Genomic DNA, 16,728 nt, shown 5'->3' on the forward strand with positions numbered 1-16,728 from the left:
CCCTTTAGCGGGACGGCTCTTCCCCCCGTGGAGGAGACGGGGAGAAGAGCGCCTTCGCCCCCTCAACTCATCCACTGGCCGCCATCGACATTATAGGTCTGGGCAACGATGTATTCGGCCTCGTCGCTGGCCAGGAACACCGCCATGCCGGTGAGGTCTTGCGCCGTGCCCATGCGGCCATAAGGCACGGCTTCGCCGACCAGTCTCTTCTTTTCACCCTTCGGCCGGTTCTCGAACTTGGCGAACAGGGCATCGACATGGTCCCAATGCTCGCCGTCGACGACACCCGGGGCGATGGCATTGACGTTGATGCGGTGCTTGATCAGGTCGAGCCCTGCCGACTGGGTCAACGAGATGACCGCCGCCTTGGTGGCGCAGTAGACGGCGACCAGCGCCTCGCCGCGGCGCCCGGCCTGGCTCGCCATGTTGATGATCTTGCCGCCCTTGCCGCGGGCAATCATCGAACGGGCGGCGGCCTGCAACGTAAACAGCGTGCCGGCGACGTTGACCGAAAACAATCTGTCGTAGCTTGCCTTGGTGATCTCGACGATCGGCGCCAGGTCGAACAAAGCAGCGTTGTTGATCAAGATATCCAGGCCGCCGGCCCTGGCTTCGACCGCCTTGACGGCCGCATCGATCGACGCGAGATCGGTGACGTCCAGCTTCACCGCGTAGGCATTGCCGCCGATTTCCGAAGCCGTCTTCTCGGCAGCCTCGAGATTGATGTCGCCGATGGCGACGGTCGCCCCCTCCCGCATGTAGGCTTCGGCAAACGCCCTGCCGATGCCGCGCGCCGATCCGGTGATCAGCGCCGATTTACCTCCGAGCCTCATTGCAGCATCGCCTTCCCATCGGTGCCGAAACGATGCAGCTTGGTCTTGTCCGGTGTCAGGTAGATCGTGTCGCCGTGATGGGCGGCCAGCTCGCCGTCGGCACGCACCGTCAGCTGCCCGACACCATCTGCCTGGACGTGCAAAAACGTGTCGGAGCCGAGATGCTCGGCAACGCCGACCGTCGCCTTCCAGTCGCCTGACGTCTTCGAAATGTTCATATGCTCCGGGCGGATGCCGACTGTGTTGGCGCCATATTTGGCGGCCGGCGCGCCTTCGATCAGGTTCATCTTCGGCGAACCTATGAAACCGGCGACGAACAGGTTCTTCGGCGTCTTGTAGAGCTCCATAGGCGAGCCAACCTGCTCGATATTGCCGGCATTGAGCACGACGATCTTGTCGGCCATGGTCATCGCCTCGATCTGGTCGTGGGTGACGTAGACCATGGTTGTCTTGAGCTGGTGGTGTAGCTCGCTGATCTCCAGCCGCATGGTGCCGCGCAGCGCCGCGTCGAGATTGGACAAAGGCTCGTCGAACAGGAAGGCCGATGGCTGGCGCACGATGGCGCGGCCGATGGCGACGCGCTGCCGCTGGCCGCCGGAGAGCTGGCCGGGGCGGCGGTCGAGGTAGTTGGTGAGGTTCAAAATCCGCGCGGCGTCCTTCACCTTCTTGTCGATGGTGGCTTTGTCCTCGCCCGCCATCTTCAGCGGGAAAGCGATGTTCTTGGCCACCGTCATGTGCGGGTAGAGCGCATAGGACTGGAACACCATCGCCAGCTTGCGCTTGGCCGGCGCCTCACCGGTGACGTCGCGGCCATCGATATTGATGGTGCCGCCGCTGGTATCCTCCAGGCCAGCGATCAGACGCAACAGCGTTGACTTGCCGCAGCCTGACGGGCCGACGAAGACGACGAACTCGCCGTTCTCGATGACCAGGTCGAGGCCGGGAATGATGGATGTCGCCCCGAAGGATTTGGAGACGTTCTTGAGCGTGATGTTTCCCATGATTTCCTCCCCCGAAGGGCTATTTCGTCGTTTTGCGTCAGGCAGTTTCCGTTACTTTACTGCCCCAAATGTCAGGCCGCGGACCAGCTGCTTCTGGCTGAACCAGCCCATGATCAGGATCGGCGCGATCGCCAGCGTCGAGGCGGCCGAAAGCTTGGCCCAGAACAGCCCCTGCGGGCTGGAGAAGGAGCTGATGAAAGCGGTGAGCGGCGCGGCCTCGGTGGTGGTCAGCCGGATCGTCCAGAACGCCTCGTTCCAGGCGAGAATGATGTTGAGCAGCATGGTCGAGGCGATGCCGGGCACCGCCATCGGCGTCAGCACGTAGATGATCTCGTTCCAGAGCGATGCGCCGTCCATGCGCGCCGCTTCCAGGATCTCGCCCGGGATCTCGCGGAAATAGGTGTAGAGCATCCAGACCACGATCGGCAGGTTGATCAGCATCAGCATGACCATCAGGCCGATGCGGCTGTCGAGCAGTCCGGTATCGCGGAAGATCAGATAGATCGGGAACAGCACGGCGACGGCCGGCATCATCTTGGTGGAAAGCATCCACATCAGGATGTCCTTGGTGCGTTTGCTCGGCGAAAACGCCATCGACCATGCCGCCGGTACGGCGACAAGCAGAGCCAGGACGGTCGAGCCGACCGACAGGAACACCGAGTTCAGGAAGAATTTGAAATAGCCGCTCTGCGCCTGGACCTCGGAATAGCTCTCCGTGGTTCCCGACGGGAACAGGTTGAAGCCTTGGATGGCCTCCTGCTCCGATTTGAACGAAGTGATGATCGTATAGAGGATCGGGAAGAAGATCAGTAGCGCGACGATCCAGGCGGCCGCGGTCGCAATCGTCTTGTGCTGGGTGGTGACTGCACGTGCCATCTTAGCCTCCCTTATTTGTCCAGGTTCTTGCCGACGGCGCGCATGGCGAAGAAGGCGACGATGTTGGCGAGAATGACGGCGATGATGCCGCCGGCGGACGCCTGGCCGATTTTGAACTCCAGCAATGCCTTCTGGTAGACGAGGAAGGGCAGGTTGGTAGAGGCGTAACCCGGGCCGCCATTGGTGGTGACGAGGATCTCGGCATAGACCGACAGAAGGAAGATCGTCTGGATCAGGATGACGACGGTTATGGCGCGCGACATATGCGGCAGCGTCAAATAAATGAAGCGGCTGATGAAGCCGGCACCGTCCATTTCGGCGGCTTCCTTCTGCTCGCCGTCGAGCGACTGAAGCGCGGTCAACAGGATCAGCGTCGCAAACGGCAGCCACTGCCAGGCAACGATGATGATGATCGCCAGGAGCGGGTGCTGCCCGAACCAGTCGATCGGCTGCCCGCCGAAGAAGCGCGCAATATCGGCGAAGACACCGTACTGCGGATGCATGATCATGTTCTTCCAGACCAGTGCTGCCACCGGCGGCATGACGAAGAACGGCGAGATGACGAGGATGCGGACGATGCCCTGTCCCCACATCGGCTGATCGAGCAGAAGCGCCAGCAAGATACCGCCGATCACCGTGATCAAAAGCACGCTGACGACGATGGTGAGCGTGTTGAGGATCGACTGCAGGAATGCCGGGTTGGAATAGAACAGCGCGTAGTTCGAAAAGCCGACGAAGCCGTCGCGCATCGGATTGAGCGGATTGTACTGCTGGAAGGAGAACCACAGCGTGAATGCCAGCGGCACAATCATCCAAACCAGCAGCAGCACCACGGATGGCGCCATCATGAAACGGGCAAGCGAACGGGTCTGCTGAGTAGCCATGACGGTCACCCTTCGAGGTCAGCCAAGTTTTTCAGCGGTATGAAGCTGGCCGCCCGAACTGGGATTCGGGCGGCCGGTGCCGATTGCTATTGGCAACCGGCACCGGGAGGAACCTACTTGATGTAACCGCCCTCGGTCATCGTCGCGGTGGCGGCGTCCTGCGCCTGCTTCAAGGCATCGTCGACGCTCGACTGGCCGGCAAGTGCCGCTGAGAAGAGCTGGCCGACGGTGGTGCCGAGACCCTGGAACTCAGGAATGGCGACGAACTGGACGCCGACATAAGGCACCGGCTTGACGGTTGGGTGCGTCGGATCGGCGGAGTTGATCGAGTCCAGCGTCATCTTGGCGAAAGGCGCTGCCTTCTGGTACTCGGGATTGGCATAGAGCGAGGAGCGCGTTCCCGGCGGAACGTTGGCCCAGCCTTCCTTCGAGGCGACGAGCTCGGCATAATGCTTGCTGGTAGCCCAGGATACGAACTTTTGAGCGGCGTCGGCCTTCTGGGTGCCGGCGGGGATGGCCAGCGACCATGCCCACAGCCAATTGCCGCGCTTGCCGAGGCCATTGTCCGGCGCCAGCGCATAGCCGACCTTGTCGGCGACGGTGGAGTTCTTCGGGTCGGAGACGAAGGAGGCAGCGACGGTGGCGTCGATCCACATGCCGCATTTGCCCTGCTGGAACAGCGCCAGGTTTTCGTTGAAGCCGTTGGACGACGCGCCCTCGGGGCCGTCGGCCTTCATCAGGTCGACATAGAATTGCAGCGTGTTCTTCCATTCGGGCTGGTCGAATTGCGGCTTCCAGTTCTCGTCGAACCAGCGCGCACCGAACGAGTTCGACATGGCGGTCAGGAAGGCCATGTTCTCGCCCCAGCCTGCCTTGCCGCGCAGGCAGACGCCGTTCACGCCGTTGGCGCGGTCGGTCATCTTGTCGGCGGCCTGCTTGATGAAGTCCCAAGTCGGTGCATCGGGCATCTTGAGCCCGGCCTTTTCCATCAGGTCCTTGCGGTACATGACGAAGGAGCTTTCGCCGTAGAACGGCGCTGCATAGAGCTTGCCGTCGACCGACAGGCCGCCGGCTATGGCCGGGATGATGTCCTTGACGTCGTAATCGTCGCCGAGCTTGTCGAGAGGCAAGAGCCAGCTCTGCTTGGCCCAGATCGGCACCTCGTAGGTGCCGATGGTCATCACGTCGTACTGGCCACCCTTGGTGGCGATGTCGGTGGTGACGCGCTCGCGCAGGACATTTTCCTCGAGCGTGACCCACTGCAGCTGAATGTCGGGATTCGTTGCGGTGAAGTCGTCGGTCAGCTTCTGCATGCGGACCATGTCGCCATTGTTGACCGTGGCGATGGTGATGGATTCGGCATGCGCGGCGAAAGCAAGCGCGCTGGCCGAGAACAGGCCTAGGGTGAACGTGCGAAGTTTCATCAAAATTCCTCCCATAAACCAAGATGAGCATTTGCCTTGGCTGTGAGCAATTACTCACTTGCGGTGAATTATGTCAAGACGGATTCGTTGCTGCAGCGCAGCACGTCGGTCTCGTGCAGCGGCAAGCCTGGGCCACTCGCGGGATATGTGAGAGGGGTTCGGTCGGGCTCATCGCGCCGCCAAAAGCCGGAGCTTTGCTGTCCGGGTGGCTGGGATTCAGCCTATTGGCAAGCGATCTCGCTCAGGATCCAATCGCGGAAGGCGCGGATCTTCGGCACGTTGCGCCGCGCTGTCGGATAGACCAGCCAATAGGCATGGCCGTCGTCACCAACAAGATCGAAGGGCTGGATCAGGCGGCCGTCGGCAAGTTCGGTCTTGAACAGCGCCTTGGTAACGATCGCCACGCCGTGGCCGGCAATCGCGGCGTTGGCCTCATAGGCCTGCGCGCCCATGCTGGTGCCGGGGCGCTTGGCCAGTTCCTCGACCGGCAGGCCGGCGGCGGCAAACCAGTCCCGCCACCAGATGTCGCCCGGGTCGAGGATCGGCAGCCGCAGCAAGTCGGCCGGCTCCTTGACGCCGCCGATGCTTGCCGCGAGCTTTGGGCTGAGAACCGGCGTGAAATCGGCCCTGAAAAGCATATGGGTCTCGACGCCCGGCCAGTTGCCGCCACCGGAGCGGATGGCGATGTCGATATCCTCTCTGGCAAAGTCGACAACCCTGTTCGAGGTGTCGACGCGCACCGCCAGCGACGGATGCGCGACCTGGAACGAACCGAGATGCTGCGCCAGCCAATTGGAGGCAAAGGTCAGCAGCGTCGAAACGCAAAGTACGCCGTCGGCGCCGGTGCGCGCGGCGGCATAGGCGCCGCTCAACAGCGCGAATGCTTCGCTGACCGCGGGCGCCAGGCGTTGGCCGGGTTCGGTCAGCACGATCTGTTTTGGCTGGCGCAGGAACAAGGGCGCGCCGATGCGCTCCTCCAGAAGCTTGATCTGATAGCTTGCCGCCGCCTGCGTCATGCCAAGCTCCTGGGCGGCCTTGGTGAACGAGAGATGCCGCGCCACGGCCTCGAACACCCGGATCGCCTGAAGCGGAGGAAGCTGCGAAACCAGCTGTCGTGAATTGAGCTCCGGCATAAGCCCTCCTTATGGGCAGTGATCGACGTTTGATTGGCGGCACCGGCCGGTCCTACCGATATTCCGTGTTGAAGATCAATTACGCCTAGAGATAGCGAAGGCTGACGATCATGACCACAATACAGGAAAAGCTGCTTCTTGCTCCAGCCCATGGCTGGTTTTCACGGCTGGCGCGGGGATTGGCAAGGCACGCGGCGCGGAAACGGGCCTATCTCGACGTCCGGGAACTGCCGCCGCATCTGCAGCGAGACATGGGCTTCCTCGACGGCAATGATCCTTGCGGCCGTCGCCAGTAGTGTCGCTCGTTTTATCGGGGGTTCAGATGCGTTTCGATTTCACATGATCGTTTCCGACCGTCAGGGGCTCGGAGATCATGCGCCCGCCAGCAGGGCGGCGGCGGTCCGCTCATCGGTGATCAGGCCGTTGACCAGCCGCCGGTTGACGGCGGCGAAGATGCCCGGCAGCTTGCGGTCGCCCATGGCAAGCGCGATCACCAGCGACTTTTCGCGCGACGGCAGCGGCGCCGACGACACCCGGTCGTTGGTGATGCCGTCGATCATGCGGCCGTCGCGATCGAACACCCAGCCGACGATCTCGGCGACGCCGCCGGCCTTCTGCAGCGCCTTCAATTCACCCTCCGAGATGAAGCCGTCCTCGTAAAGCGGCGCCTTCGGGCCGAGATCGCCTATGCCGACAAAAGTGACGTCGGCCTCGGCCGCAAGCGCCAGCGTCGGCTGGATCATCGGCTGGCTGAGCAGCATCTCGCGCTCCTCCGGCGAGGAGGCGATGACCGGCAAAGGCATCGGAAACGAGCGCGCCTTGACCCTGTCGGCCATGGTGAAGATGACGTTGTAGAAGGCGGCCGAGCCGTCCGGCGAGATGTTGCCGGTCAGCGATACCACCTTGTGCTGCGGGCATTCCATCGGCGGCAGCTGCTCGATCGCGGCCTTCAGCGTGCGGCCGGTGCCGATCGCCATGACAATCGGGGTCGGCGACCTCAGCCGCCGCTCGATCTCGGCCGCCGCCGCCTCTGCGACGCCGATGACGGTGGAGGACGAAGACGGGTCGCTCGGCACCACCTCGACCAGATCAAGGGCAAAGCGCGATTTCAGCCGTGCCGCAAGGTCGAGGCAATTGGCGATCGGATGGTCGACGCGCACCTTGATCAGCCCTTCGGAGACTGCGAGCGACACCAGCCGCTGCGCCGTCTGCCGCGAGATGCCAAGCGTGGCGGCGATCTGGTCCTGGGTGTTGCCGGCAACGTAATAGAGCCATCCGGCGCGCGCCGCGTCGTCCAGCCTGTTGCCGCCGCTGTCCTGCCGCGAATTCAAGTTCCTGCCTCCCAACCCGCCGAGCATAAGAGGCGGAGTACCATAGTTTCGCAGGGAATGAACTTGCGCGCAATTGCCTATTGTACGAGCAATTGCTTAAGGACTTGGTGGTTCGAACGAAGTGACGGGGTCGACCTAGTCTCGTCGCAACAGCAAGGCTGTCGAGGTCGCACCAATCTCGGTTCCAAAGCGCGACGTGTTCGATCGGCCTCATGCATGTCGTTATCGCAAAACCGCTGCACACTTTTGCGCGACATGCATTAGCGGGGACGCGGCGGTTTATCTCCCGCGCTAAACGCTTTAAGGGATTTTGGAGAATGGAGCCTTGCATGACGCCGAAAGCGGTTTTCTGGGATATGGACGGCACGCTGGTCGACAGCGAGCCGCTGCACGAGGCAGCGCTGATTGCGGCGCTGCACAGCGTCGGCATCGCACCGCCGGCCAACCTGCACGAGCGGGTGCTCGGCATCGCCGCATGGCCGGTCTACGAAATGCTGCGCGACGAGTTCGGCCTCGACCTGCCTTTCGACGACTGGATCGTGCGCAAATACGATCACTATCTGCCGATGGCCGAAACGCTGACGCCACGCAGCGGCGCGATCGAGATTTTCAATGAGCTGCGGGAGCTTGGCGTGCCGCAAGCGGTGGTGTCCAACTCGGACAGGCTGATCGTCGATGCCAATCTGCGCGCCGTAGGCCTCGTCTATCCCGGCATGAAGACGGTCAGCCGCAACGACGTGCGCGAAGGCAAGCCGCATGCCGAACCTTTCCTGCGCGCCGCCTGGTTGGCCGACGTCGATCCCGCCGAGGCCGTGGCGGTCGATGACAGCGTGACCGGCGCCACGGCGGGGCTGGCAGCGGGAATGAAGACGATCTTCTGGCCAGAGGTGCCCATGGAAGGGCCGCCGGGGGCGATTGTCATCAACAGCGCCGACGAATTGCGGGCCAAGCTCGGGCTTTAAGCCAGGCCCGGCGGGACTGCACTCAGTTCCGGTAGGCAGGCTCCTGCTCGTCGAGGATCGCCTTCAGTTCGGAAAGGTGGCGCTCGGCCTGGCCGGGATAGTCTTCCTGTTCCCGTGCCGCCTTTTCGGCGATCTCATCCGACAGAACCCGCAGCGTCCGGCCTGTCCACAGCGCCTTGATATAGGTTTCGGCGGCGCGCTCGAAATAGAACATGCGGTTGAAGGTGTCGGCGACGCTGTCACCGATGACCAGCACGCCATGGTTGCCCATCACCATGACCTTGACCTTCGGGTCCACAAGAAGCTGCGAGCAGCGCTCGCCCTCTTCCTCGAAGGCCAGCCCGCCATAATGAGCGTCGACGACATGGCGGTTGAAGAAGATTGCCGAGTTCTGGTCGACCGGCGGCAGCGTCGAGTCGGCAAGCGAGGCAAGCACGGTGGCGTGGATCGAGTGGACATGCATGACGCAGCGCGCATGACGCACGTTGCGATGGATGGCACCATGCAGCCCCCACGCCGTCGGATCGGGCGCATTCGGGCCGACCAGCGTGTCGGGATCATTGGCGTCGATCAGAAGCAGATCGCTCGCCTTGATGCGCGAGAAATGCACCTGGTTAGGGTTCATCAGGAATTGCGAGCCATCGTCGTTGACCGCCAGCGAAAAATGGTTGGCCACCGCCTCGTGCATGTTAAGCCGCGCCGTCCAGCGGAAGGCGCAAGCCAGATCGACGCGCTCCTCATAGAACGGCAGGTTGGTCAGCACTTCCTTCTGCAGGCGCGTGATGCTCATCGTAGACCTCCGTGAATGGAGCGAGCATGCCGCGCGGCTGGAACACGCGCAACCGGTTTCGTTTGGTGCAGGCGAGCGCCGTTATGCCGCCGTGCTGGTGGCCGCGCCGACCCTGAGCCCGCCATGCTCGACGATGAAATCTATCACCTCCTGCAGTCCCTTGCCGCGCGACAGGTCGGTGAAGCCGAACGGCCGTTTGCCGCGCATGCGGGCAGCGTCGCGTTCCATGATGTCGAGATTGACGTTCACATAGGGCGCAAGGTCGCTCTTGTTGATGACCAGGAAATCGGACCGGGTGATCGCCGGCCCGCCCTTGCGCGGAATCTCCTCGCCCTGGCAAACCGAGATGACATAGAGCGTCAGGTCGGCAAGGTCCGGCGAGAAGGTGGCGGCGAGGTTGTCGCCGCCCGATTCTATGAAGACGATGTCGAGATCCGGGAATTTTTTGGTCATCTCGGCGATCGCCTGCAGATTGATCGAGGCGTCCTCGCGGATGGCGGTGTGCGGACAGCCGCCGGTCTCGACGCCGACGATGCGATCCTCGGGCAGCGCCTGCAGCCGGGCCAGCATCATGGCGTCTTCCTTGGTGTAGATGTCGTTGGTGACGACGGCGATCGAGAACTCGTCACGCAGCGCCTTGCAGAGCTTTTCGGTGAGCGTCGTCTTGCCCGAGCCGACGGGACCGCCAATGCCGATGCGAAGAGGACCGTTGGGCGATATCATGCGGGGAACTCCGTGAAGGCAAGAATGGCGAAGGCAAGCCCGATCAGCAGGCACAGCGGCGAATAGTAACGCAGATCGAGCCGCGCGAAAGGCTGTTCGGGCGTCAGCCGGCGCCACCAGGACGTGAAGCCGGCAATGCCGCGCGCCAGGAAAACCAGGGCGATAAGCAGTGACGTGGCGGCAAGCCCAGCCTTGGGAAACGGCGTGGCAAAGATGCCCTCGAGCGCCATCGGCCACAGTGTCGCCAGGCCGAGACATGCGGCGACGGCGAAGCTGGCGAAGGGTGCCGGCATTTCGTCGACGCCATGAAAGCCGATGACGGCGCGGGCGCAGGAGGCAGCGTCCCTGCCCGGCCAGATGCCGCCAATGCCCCAATAGACATGCAGTGCGGTGATCAGCAGCAGGACCGAGGAGAGCGCGGAGGCTAGGACGATCATGAGCGGAACAGCCGCGAATACTGGGTCTCGTGCTTCATCGCCGTGATGTCGGAGATAAAAGCGCAGCCGCCGAGATCGTCGAGGGTCGAGTCGGAAGCGCGGGCTGCAGTCGCCAAGGCCAGCGGCTCGAAGCCGGCGAGCAGCGCGGTCGCTCCGGTCTGGCCAACGACACCAAGCCGGATCGCGGCCTGGACGAGGTTGGAAAAGAAGGCCTGCAGGAAGCCGGCCAGCGCATCCCGCAGCATAATTCCGTGGCCGCCGGCGACGGCACCGACGGCGACGCAATAGGCACATTCGGCCGGCAGGCGGTCCAGCACCTGGCACGGCCAGGCCGAGGCCGCCTTCAGGAAGGCGGCGCCCTGCAGCATGGTTTCGGCATGACGCTCGCGCGAGCCGGCCAAGGCCTCTGCGAGTGCTGCGATTTCGGCGAGATCGCCGGCTTCGCGCGCACGGCGCCAGCTTTCGGCAAACAGCACCGCATCGTTCCAGCCCGAACCCATCTCGACCAGCGTCTCCAGCCACGCGGCGAGCTCTTTGCCGTCGGCAACCAGCCCGGCATGCACGGCTTGTTCCAGGCCATGGCTGTAGGAAAAACCGCCGACCGGAAAAGACGGCGACAGCCACGCCATCAGCCGCAACAAAGCAACGTTGGAAGGCTGGGCCACGTTGGAGGGCTGGTCAGTCATGATCATGGTCGTGCGAATGGCTGTGGGAATGCGATTCGCTGTGGCTATGGGAATGCGCTTCGGCGTGGCTGTGTGCATGCACCTCGGCATGAGCATGGCCGTGCCCGCCATGCCCGGAATAGGCACCGCGCACCGGCTTGAACGGTTCGGAAACGTCGCTCACGGTGGCGCCAAGCCCTTCCAGCATCGCCTTGATGACATGGTCGCGCAGGATGAGGATGCGCCCAGCTTCGATGGCGGCTGCGAGATGGCGGTTGCCGATGTGCCAGGCAAGCTCGGCCAGATGAACAGGGTCGCTGGCCCGGACGTCGTAGAGCGGCTCCGCCGCCGCGATGATCTCGATGTGGCGGCCATCCTCCAGCACCAGCCGGTCGCCATGGTTCAAGGTCACCGGTTCGGGCAGGTCGACCAGCACCTTGTCGCTACGGGCCGTTTCGATGGCGCGACGGCGCAGATGCCGCTCGTCATGGGCAAGCACTGCGCTGTCATACGGCGTAGTGGTTCCGGCCTTGCCGGCAGCTAGTACCGCCACAGCGCGCGGGAATTTGGTGAAGTCGGTGCGGATGTCGAGCTTCATGTAAGACTACCTTTCGCAAAAAGCCTAGACTATACCGATCAGCCGCCCCAATGGCGCTCAAACAATCGTGTCGAAGAGCCGCAGGATAAACGATATCTGATAGACGAGCGCGCCGGCGACAAAGGCGATGTGAAAGCGGCGGTCGCGCAGCAGGACCGCAATGACGCAAAGCGCTACGAAAACCGGCGTGCGGATCAGATATTCGACGCCGAAATGTGCGAAATGCGCCGGCCCTTTCAGCAGCGTATCGACCACGTCGAGCAGATAGGTCGCCGCCAGCAGGCCGAAGAACCAGGCCCGGCGCGAATAAAAGAAATCCTCATAGCTGGTGTAGTCCAGCATCGAATCCGGAAACAGCAGCGCGCAGAGCAGGAACAGCGTGACGGCGTAGAAGATGATGAACAGGTATTTGCCGAAGGTCCAATTCTCGATCTGGAACAGGCCGAACTCCCACCACCAGAAATGCACCAGCATTAAAAGCACCGACGCAACCCAGGCGAGGTGCACGGGATAGAGCCGGTATTGGCCGGGATGCTGGACGATGCGGGCGAGCCCCGACAGCAGGCGGGTGACGCCGAGGCCGATCACCATGCCCAGGACGATGCGGATATGAGGGAAAATGTCGTGGGCGTAGGGGAGTTGCTGGTCCATAGGCCTGGCGCGGCATGTTCTACGTCGGTCGTTCTAACGCCTATGGTTCAGAACAGGAAGTAGCGTTGCGCCATCGGCAGCACGGTGGCCGGCTCGCAGGTGAGCAACTCGCCGTCGGCGCGGACCTCATAGGTTTCGGGGTCGACCTCGACATGCGGCGTGGCGTCGTTGAGCACCATCGAGTGCTTGCCAATGCCGCCGCGGGTGTTCTCTACCGCCACCATCTGCTTGTCGATGCCGAGCCTGCCGCGCAGGCCGGAATCGAGCGCGGCCTTCGAAACGAAGGTCACCGACGAATTGGTCATCGCCTTGCCATAGGCGCCGAACATCGGCCGATAGTGCATCGGCTGCGGCGTCGGGATCGAGGCGTTGGGATCGCCCATCGGGGCGGCGGCGATCATGCCGCCAATCAGCACCATGTCCGGCTTGACGCCGAAGAAGGCCGGGTTCCACAGCACAAGGTCAGCGCGTTTTCCCACCGCCACCGAACCGATGTCCTTCGACAGGCCATGCGCGATGGCCGGATTGATGGTGTATTTGGCGATGTAGCGGCGGACACGGAAATTGTCGTTGTTGCCGGTCTCCTGCGGCAGCGAACCGCGCTGGCGCTTCATCTTGTCGGCGGTCTGCCAGCAGCGGATCGCCACTTCGCCGACACGACCCATGGCCTGGCTGTCCGACGAGATGATCGAGAAGGCGCCGATGTCGTGCAGAATGTCTTCGGCGGCGATGGTTTCCTTGCGGATGCGGCTCTCGGCAAAGGCGATGTCTTCGGGGATCGACGGCGACAGGTGATGACAGACCATCAGCATGTCGAGGTGTTCGGCCAGCGTGTTGACCGTGTAGGGGCGGGTCGGATTGGTCGAGGACGGAATGACGTTGGGCAGGCCGCAGACCTTGATGATATCAGGCGCGTGGCCGCCGCCGGCGCCTTCGGTGTGGAAGGCGTGAATGGTGCGGCCCTTGATCGCTGCGACCGTGTTTTCGACGAAGCCGGACTCGTTCAGCGTGTCGGTGTGGATCATCACCTGCACGTCGTAATCGTCGGCGACCGACAGGCAGCAGTCGATTGCAGCCGGCGTTGTGCCCCAGTCCTCGTGCAGCTTCAGCGAGCAGGCGCCGGCGAGCACCATCTCCTCGAGCGCGGCAGGCAGCGACGCGTTGCCCTTGCCCGACAGGCCGATATTCATCGGGAAGGCATCGAAAGACTGGATCATGCGCGCCAGATGCCACGGCCCCGGCGTGCAGGTGGTCGCCAGCGTGCCGTGGGCCGGGCCGGTGCCGCCGCCGAGCATGGTGGTGATGCCCGACATCAGCGCTTCCTCGATCTGCTGCGGGCAGATGAAGTGGATATGCGCGTCGAAGCCGCCGGCGGTCACGATCTTGCCCTCGCCGGCAATAATCTCGGTGCCCGGGCCGATGATAATGGTAACGCCGCCTTGAGTATCCGGATTGCCGGCCTTGCCGATCGCGGCGATGCGGCCGTCCCTGAGGCCGATATCGGCCTTGACGATGCCGGCGGTGGCATCGACGACCAGCGCATTGGTGATGACGGTGTCGACCGCGCCTTGCGCGCGCGAAACCTGGCTCTGGCCCATGCCGTCGCGGATGACCTTGCCGCCGCCGAATTTCACCTCCTCACCGTAAAGGGTGAGATCCTTTTCGACTTCGATGAACAGCTCGGTGTCGGCGAGCCGGACCTTGTCGCCAACGGTCGGGCCGTACATCTGGGCATAGGCGGCGCGGGTGATTTTGGCGGGCATGGATGTTCCCTGTTTGCGGATGCGGCCCTCAACGGCCAGAATGGCTACTTACTTTAACCCCAAAGTCCCCCGTGCGGGCCGCACTGACGTCTTCGCTAGTTAGTCTCGGGATCCTCTTCGGGCCACGGATCCCCGGCTCGCCGGCACATGTAGTCCATATGCATACTGCCTCAGAACGGCTCCCTCGGCAGCCGATAGCCGTCGACAGTCAAATCGAGCCCTCCACATGTGTGCTTCCACTGAAGATGGGAAAGAACATCGTGGACTGCACTACTTCGAGCGTCTTCGATCAATTGCGCAACAATTTCCCTATTCGATCCGGTGAGTGACAGGAGAAATGCCTTTCTTGTTTCCTCCTGCAAATCCAACGGCAAATCGTCGTGGTTCGTGCGTTCCGTATGCCCGTACTTTCTAATCCGATCTGCTACGACCTCGGAGCCCGAAAGCTCGACAAATTCGTCGATGAATTTCTGGTAGCGCAAACCGCCTTCCGAAAAGCTCGCGGAAATCATAGTTTTCCCCACTGCCTTCTGCTGAAACACGGCCTGCCCGCGGCCGGGCCCCACATTGCCGCCATCCTATGGTCACGCAATGACCCGCTGAGCGACACTTTCCGATCCCATTTAGCGTTTGAGGTGGCCGGGCCACCCCAAAACGACCATTTGCCAATCGATGGAAAGGAACATCCATGCGCAAAACGACCCTTCTGGCAGCCGCCGCCACGCTGGTGCTCGCAACTGCCGCCAGCGGCCAGCAACAGCCTGCGCAGCAGCCCAGTCCGGCGCCGGCGGCGCCTGCTCCTGCCGCACCCGGGGCGCAGCCGCAGGCGCCCACCATCCAGGCGATCAACGTCGTCGATATCAAGGATCTGCCGGCGGACACTCAAGCCAAGGTCAACGAGGTGATCGCCAAGCGCAGCGATGCCGACCTGCAGAAACTGCGCGGCTCGATCGACGCGACACCGCAGGTCAAATCCGCGCTCGAAGCCAAGGGGCTCACCTCGGCGCAGGTGATCGCCGCCAGCATGAGCACCAATGGCGCGCTGACGCTGATCACCAAGAAAGCGAGCTGACGAGACGAGGCGGCGGGCCGGCGCCCGGTCAGCCCGCCGCATCGCAAAGGGAACCTTCACGGGGGACGTTACGTTTCGGTCCTGTCGCCCTGACACAAGCCTCGAAAAGGACCCTGAGAACGAGCGATGGCGATCACCACCTTCTCCGACACCAGATGGCTGCATGGGATTGCCGCAACCGCGTTTCTGGCAGCCAGCATTCCGCACGCCGCGCTGAACGCGCAAAGCCTGGACAGCGCCGAGACCGTCAACCGGATCGTCGGCTCGGAGGTCGGCCAGGAAGAGACCAAGACAAATGCGGAAGCCGGCAAGGTCAGTTCGGCGATTGACCGCACGCGTGAAAACATCGCCGTCGTGCGCAAGACATCCAAGCTCGACAAGGTCGATATCGTGTTTCTTACCGACGCCGCGCGCACCGAAGGCGGCCCGCCGCCGGCGATCGAGAACAAGGTCAGGCAACATCGGGACGACATTGCCGAGCTGCGCAAGGAGATCGAGGCGAACGCATTGCTGTTCAACGCCATCGACTCGCGGCGAGTGCAGACCGAGGACGTTCTGGCGGTAGAATTCGACGATCCCGGAAAGGTCGTCATCTATGCGGCGGCCAAGCCGCCCGGCTGAGCCGAAACTGCTCGACGCCTTCGATCTCACAGCGCGCCCATGATCTTCTGCTGAAACCCGTAGACCTCGCGCTTGCCGCCGAGCGGCACCAGAGTAACGTCGCGCTCCTGCCCCGGCTCGAAGCGCATCGCGGTGCCGGCAGCGATGTCGAGGCGCATGCCGCGGGCCTTGTCGCGATCGAATCTCAGTCCCGCATTGGTCTCGAAGAAGTGGTAATGGCTGCCGACCTGGATCGGCCGGTCGCCGCTGTTGGCTACCTTCAAGGTGACCGTCGGCAGTCCCTTGTTCAGCTCGATCTCGCCGCTTGCCGTGATGATTTCGCCAGGGATCATTGATTGCCTTCCGTTTCACGGTCGCCGGATCAGGCGGCCTTGCGGGGGCCGCAGCCTTCGGCCTTCAGCACACGTCTGGTGGAGGCCGGATATTTCTTCAGCAGCGCTGCCGGACGGATCGGGCGGGCCGAGAAGTTGCCGCCGCAATTCGGGCAGGCGCCGCCGAGCACGTTTTGTGCGCAGTCGGCGCAAAAGGTGCATTCGAAGGTGCAGATCACCGCATCCGTCGCATCGGGCGGCAGATCCTTGTCGCAGCACTCGCAGTTGGGACGCAGCTCAAGCATTTTCCTCTCCTTGGCGGTGTTATCTGATCGGCTCGTGCACGGTCACCAGTTTGGTGCCGTCTGGAAACGTCGCCTCGACCTGCACGTCGTGGATCATTTCGGCAATGCCTTCCATCACCTGGGCCCGCGTGACGACATGGGCACCGGCCTCCATCAGCTCGGCGACCGCGCGGCCGTCGCGGGCCCCCTCAACGACGAAATCGGTGATCAGCGCGATCGCTTCCGGATGATTGAGCTTGACGCCGCGTTCGAGCCGCTTGCGGGCCACGATCGCCGCCATGGCGATCAGCAGCTTGTCTTTCTCCCTCGGCGTCAGATTCATGCTTTTTCCTGCAGTGGCACGATCGA

At 62.9% G+C, this 16,728-nt stretch carries 22 protein-coding genes; 4 read left to right on the forward strand and 18 right to left on the reverse strand.

The window, feature by feature from the left end; translation table 11 throughout:
* Positions 1–62 precede the first annotated feature (62 nt).
* The 6 genes from NKH70_RS01365 to gcvA all read right to left on the reverse strand — a co-directional run bounded on the left by NKH70_RS01365 (position 63) and on the right by gcvA (position 6,151).
* The gene (locus tag NKH70_RS01365; RefSeq protein ID WP_352977117.1) at positions 63–833 is read right to left on the reverse strand and encodes an L-iditol 2-dehydrogenase; all 771 of its coding nucleotides are present in this window, start codon (positions 831–833) and stop codon (positions 63–65) included.
* On the reverse strand, positions 830–1,834 hold the full coding sequence (locus NKH70_RS01370) for an ABC transporter ATP-binding protein (protein WP_352977118.1): 1,005 nt from the start codon (positions 1,832–1,834) through the stop codon (positions 830–832). The genes NKH70_RS01365 and NKH70_RS01370 overlap by 4 nt, the downstream gene beginning before the upstream one ends.
* 51 nt (positions 1,835–1,885) lie before the next feature.
* Positions 1,886–2,710 (reverse strand): carbohydrate ABC transporter permease, encoded by an 825-nt coding sequence (locus NKH70_RS01375; protein WP_352911877.1) that lies wholly within the window; start codon positions 2,708–2,710, stop codon positions 1,886–1,888.
* Positions 2,711–2,721: 11 nt separating this feature from the next.
* On the reverse strand, positions 2,722–3,594 hold the full coding sequence (locus NKH70_RS01380; protein WP_031195183.1) for a carbohydrate ABC transporter permease: 873 nt from the start codon (positions 3,592–3,594) through the stop codon (positions 2,722–2,724).
* 113 nt (positions 3,595–3,707) lie between these two features.
* The gene (locus NKH70_RS01385) at positions 3,708–5,018 is read right to left on the reverse strand and encodes an ABC transporter substrate-binding protein (protein WP_352467784.1); all 1,311 of its coding nucleotides are present in this window, start codon (positions 5,016–5,018) and stop codon (positions 3,708–3,710) included.
* A gap of 221 nt (positions 5,019–5,239) precedes the next feature.
* Positions 5,240–6,151 (reverse strand): transcriptional regulator GcvA, encoded by a 912-nt coding sequence (gene gcvA, locus NKH70_RS01390; protein WP_292662413.1) that lies wholly within the window; start codon positions 6,149–6,151, stop codon positions 5,240–5,242.
* A gap of 110 nt (positions 6,152–6,261) precedes the next feature.
* On the opposite strand from gcvA, the gene NKH70_RS01395 reads away from it, so the two are divergent.
* Positions 6,262–6,447 carry a hypothetical protein gene (locus NKH70_RS01395; protein WP_292662415.1) on the forward strand — a complete coding sequence of 62 codons (186 nt, stop codon included), beginning with the start codon at positions 6,262–6,264 and terminating at the stop codon, positions 6,445–6,447.
* A gap of 75 nt (positions 6,448–6,522) precedes the next feature.
* On the opposite strand, the gene NKH70_RS01400 is transcribed toward NKH70_RS01395, so the two are convergent.
* On the reverse strand, positions 6,523–7,482 hold the full coding sequence (locus NKH70_RS01400) for a sugar-binding transcriptional regulator (RefSeq protein ID WP_352716338.1): 960 nt from the start codon (positions 7,480–7,482) through the stop codon (positions 6,523–6,525).
* A gap of 329 nt (positions 7,483–7,811) precedes the next feature.
* Between NKH70_RS01400 and NKH70_RS01405 the strand changes: the two genes are divergently transcribed.
* The gene (locus NKH70_RS01405) at positions 7,812–8,444 is read left to right on the forward strand and encodes an HAD family hydrolase (RefSeq protein WP_352911882.1); all 633 of its coding nucleotides are present in this window, start codon (positions 7,812–7,814) and stop codon (positions 8,442–8,444) included.
* Positions 8,445–8,466: 22 nt separating this feature from the next.
* Here the strand turns inward: NKH70_RS01405 and NKH70_RS01410 are convergent, their stop codons facing one another.
* The 8 genes from NKH70_RS01410 to NKH70_RS01445 all read right to left on the reverse strand — a co-directional run bounded on the left by NKH70_RS01410 (position 8,467) and on the right by NKH70_RS01445 (position 14,583).
* On the reverse strand, positions 8,467–9,234 hold the full coding sequence (locus tag NKH70_RS01410) for a class II aldolase and adducin N-terminal domain-containing protein (protein ID WP_352911885.1): 768 nt from the start codon (positions 9,232–9,234) through the stop codon (positions 8,467–8,469).
* An 81-nt stretch (positions 9,235–9,315) separates the two neighbouring features.
* Positions 9,316–9,957, reverse strand: a complete 642-nt coding sequence (ureG, locus tag NKH70_RS01415) for an urease accessory protein UreG (RefSeq protein WP_352911888.1) — start codon at positions 9,955–9,957, stop codon at positions 9,316–9,318.
* Positions 9,954–10,394 carry a DUF3995 domain-containing protein gene (locus NKH70_RS01420; protein WP_352911891.1) on the reverse strand — a complete coding sequence of 147 codons (441 nt, stop codon included), beginning with the start codon at positions 10,392–10,394 and terminating at the stop codon, positions 9,954–9,956. The genes ureG and NKH70_RS01420 overlap by 4 nt, the downstream gene beginning before the upstream one ends.
* Positions 10,391–11,086, reverse strand: a complete 696-nt coding sequence (locus NKH70_RS01425) for an urease accessory protein UreF (RefSeq protein WP_502908305.1) — start codon at positions 11,084–11,086, stop codon at positions 10,391–10,393. The genes NKH70_RS01420 and NKH70_RS01425 overlap by 4 nt, the downstream gene beginning before the upstream one ends.
* The gene (locus NKH70_RS01430; RefSeq protein WP_352977120.1) at positions 11,073–11,657 is read right to left on the reverse strand and encodes an urease accessory protein UreE; all 585 of its coding nucleotides are present in this window, start codon (positions 11,655–11,657) and stop codon (positions 11,073–11,075) included. Before NKH70_RS01430 ends, NKH70_RS01425 begins: the two co-directional genes overlap by 14 nt.
* Positions 11,658–11,714: 57 nt before the next feature.
* A complete protein-coding gene (locus NKH70_RS01435; protein ID WP_352467774.1) occupies positions 11,715–12,308 on the reverse strand; it encodes a hypothetical protein in 594 nt (197 codons plus the stop codon).
* 47 nt (positions 12,309–12,355) lie between these two features.
* Positions 12,356–14,071 (reverse strand): urease subunit alpha, encoded by a 1,716-nt coding sequence (ureC, locus tag NKH70_RS01440; RefSeq protein ID WP_352911899.1) that lies wholly within the window; start codon positions 14,069–14,071, stop codon positions 12,356–12,358.
* A 170-nt stretch (positions 14,072–14,241) separates the two neighbouring features.
* Positions 14,242–14,583 carry a DUF6547 family protein gene (locus tag NKH70_RS01445; protein ID WP_352911902.1) on the reverse strand — a complete coding sequence of 114 codons (342 nt, stop codon included), beginning with the start codon at positions 14,581–14,583 and terminating at the stop codon, positions 14,242–14,244.
* Positions 14,584–14,759: 176 nt separating this feature from the next.
* On the opposite strand from NKH70_RS01445, the gene NKH70_RS01450 reads away from it, so the two are divergent.
* A complete protein-coding gene (locus NKH70_RS01450; protein ID WP_352911905.1) occupies positions 14,760–15,143 on the forward strand; it encodes a hypothetical protein in 384 nt (127 codons plus the stop codon).
* 126 nt (positions 15,144–15,269) lie between these two features.
* Positions 15,270–15,764, forward strand: coding sequence for a hypothetical protein (locus NKH70_RS01455; protein WP_023722544.1), 495 nt, complete (start codon positions 15,270–15,272; stop codon positions 15,762–15,764).
* Between the two features lie 26 nt (positions 15,765–15,790).
* Here NKH70_RS01455 and NKH70_RS01460 read toward each other — a convergent pair whose 3' ends face one another.
* The 3 genes from NKH70_RS01460 to NKH70_RS01470 are packed head-to-tail and all read right to left on the reverse strand — an operon-like array spanning position 15,791 to position 16,702.
* Positions 15,791–16,096, reverse strand: a complete 306-nt coding sequence (locus tag NKH70_RS01460) for an urease subunit beta (RefSeq protein WP_352911909.1) — start codon at positions 16,094–16,096, stop codon at positions 15,791–15,793.
* A gap of 29 nt (positions 16,097–16,125) precedes the next feature.
* The gene (locus NKH70_RS01465) at positions 16,126–16,380 is read right to left on the reverse strand and encodes a DUF1272 domain-containing protein (RefSeq protein WP_352911913.1); all 255 of its coding nucleotides are present in this window, start codon (positions 16,378–16,380) and stop codon (positions 16,126–16,128) included.
* 19 nt (positions 16,381–16,399) lie between these two features.
* The gene (locus NKH70_RS01470; protein ID WP_023677011.1) at positions 16,400–16,702 is read right to left on the reverse strand and encodes an urease subunit gamma; all 303 of its coding nucleotides are present in this window, start codon (positions 16,700–16,702) and stop codon (positions 16,400–16,402) included.
* Positions 16,703–16,728: the final 26 nt, after the last annotated feature.

The sequence above is a fragment of the Mesorhizobium sp. M0991 genome (genome assembly GCF_040318915.1).
Lineage (GTDB): Bacteria > Pseudomonadota > Alphaproteobacteria > Rhizobiales > Rhizobiaceae > Mesorhizobium.

Coding starts and splice junctions, on each gene's coding strand:
- NKH70_RS01450 (WP_352911905.1), top strand. CDS start 14,760: ATGCGCAAAACGACCCTTCTGGCAGCCGCCGCCACGCTGGTGCTCGCA.
- NKH70_RS01365 (WP_352977117.1), bottom strand. CDS start 833: ATGAGGCTCGGAGGTAAATCGGCGCTGATCACCGGATCGGCGCGCGGC.
- NKH70_RS01455 (WP_023722544.1), top strand. CDS start 15,270: ATGGCGATCACCACCTTCTCCGACACCAGATGGCTGCATGGGATTGCC.
- NKH70_RS01465 (WP_352911913.1), bottom strand. CDS start 16,380: ATGCTTGAGCTGCGTCCCAACTGCGAGTGCTGCGACAAGGATCTGCCG.
- NKH70_RS01420 (WP_352911891.1), bottom strand. CDS start 10,394: ATGATCGTCCTAGCCTCCGCGCTCTCCTCGGTCCTGCTGCTGATCACC.
- NKH70_RS01430 (WP_352977120.1), bottom strand. CDS start 11,657: ATGAAGCTCGACATCCGCACCGACTTCACCAAATTCCCGCGCGCTGTG.
- ureC (WP_352911899.1), bottom strand. CDS start 14,071: ATGCCCGCCAAAATCACCCGCGCCGCCTATGCCCAGATGTACGGCCCG.
- NKH70_RS01425 (WP_502908305.1), bottom strand. CDS start 11,086: ATGATCATGACTGACCAGCCCTCCAACGTGGCCCAGCCTTCCAACGTT.
- ureG (WP_352911888.1), bottom strand. CDS start 9,957: ATGATATCGCCCAACGGTCCTCTTCGCATCGGCATTGGCGGTCCCGTC.
- NKH70_RS01385 (WP_352467784.1), bottom strand. CDS start 5,018: ATGAAACTTCGCACGTTCACCCTAGGCCTGTTCTCGGCCAGCGCGCTT.
- gcvA (WP_292662413.1), bottom strand. CDS start 6,151: ATGCCGGAGCTCAATTCACGACAGCTGGTTTCGCAGCTTCCTCCGCTT.
- NKH70_RS01405 (WP_352911882.1), top strand. CDS start 7,812: ATGACGCCGAAAGCGGTTTTCTGGGATATGGACGGCACGCTGGTCGAC.
- NKH70_RS01460 (WP_352911909.1), bottom strand. CDS start 16,096: ATGATCCCTGGCGAAATCATCACGGCAAGCGGCGAGATCGAGCTGAAC.
- NKH70_RS01410 (WP_352911885.1), bottom strand. CDS start 9,234: ATGAGCATCACGCGCCTGCAGAAGGAAGTGCTGACCAACCTGCCGTTC.
- NKH70_RS01380 (WP_031195183.1), bottom strand. CDS start 3,594: ATGGCTACTCAGCAGACCCGTTCGCTTGCCCGTTTCATGATGGCGCCA.
- NKH70_RS01375 (WP_352911877.1), bottom strand. CDS start 2,710: ATGGCACGTGCAGTCACCACCCAGCACAAGACGATTGCGACCGCGGCC.
- NKH70_RS01395 (WP_292662415.1), top strand. CDS start 6,262: ATGACCACAATACAGGAAAAGCTGCTTCTTGCTCCAGCCCATGGCTGG.
- NKH70_RS01470 (WP_023677011.1), bottom strand. CDS start 16,702: ATGAATCTGACGCCGAGGGAGAAAGACAAGCTGCTGATCGCCATGGCG.
- NKH70_RS01370 (WP_352977118.1), bottom strand. CDS start 1,834: ATGGGAAACATCACGCTCAAGAACGTCTCCAAATCCTTCGGGGCGACA.
- NKH70_RS01445 (WP_352911902.1), bottom strand. CDS start 14,583: ATGATTTCCGCGAGCTTTTCGGAAGGCGGTTTGCGCTACCAGAAATTC.
- NKH70_RS01435 (WP_352467774.1), bottom strand. CDS start 12,308: ATGGACCAGCAACTCCCCTACGCCCACGACATTTTCCCTCATATCCGC.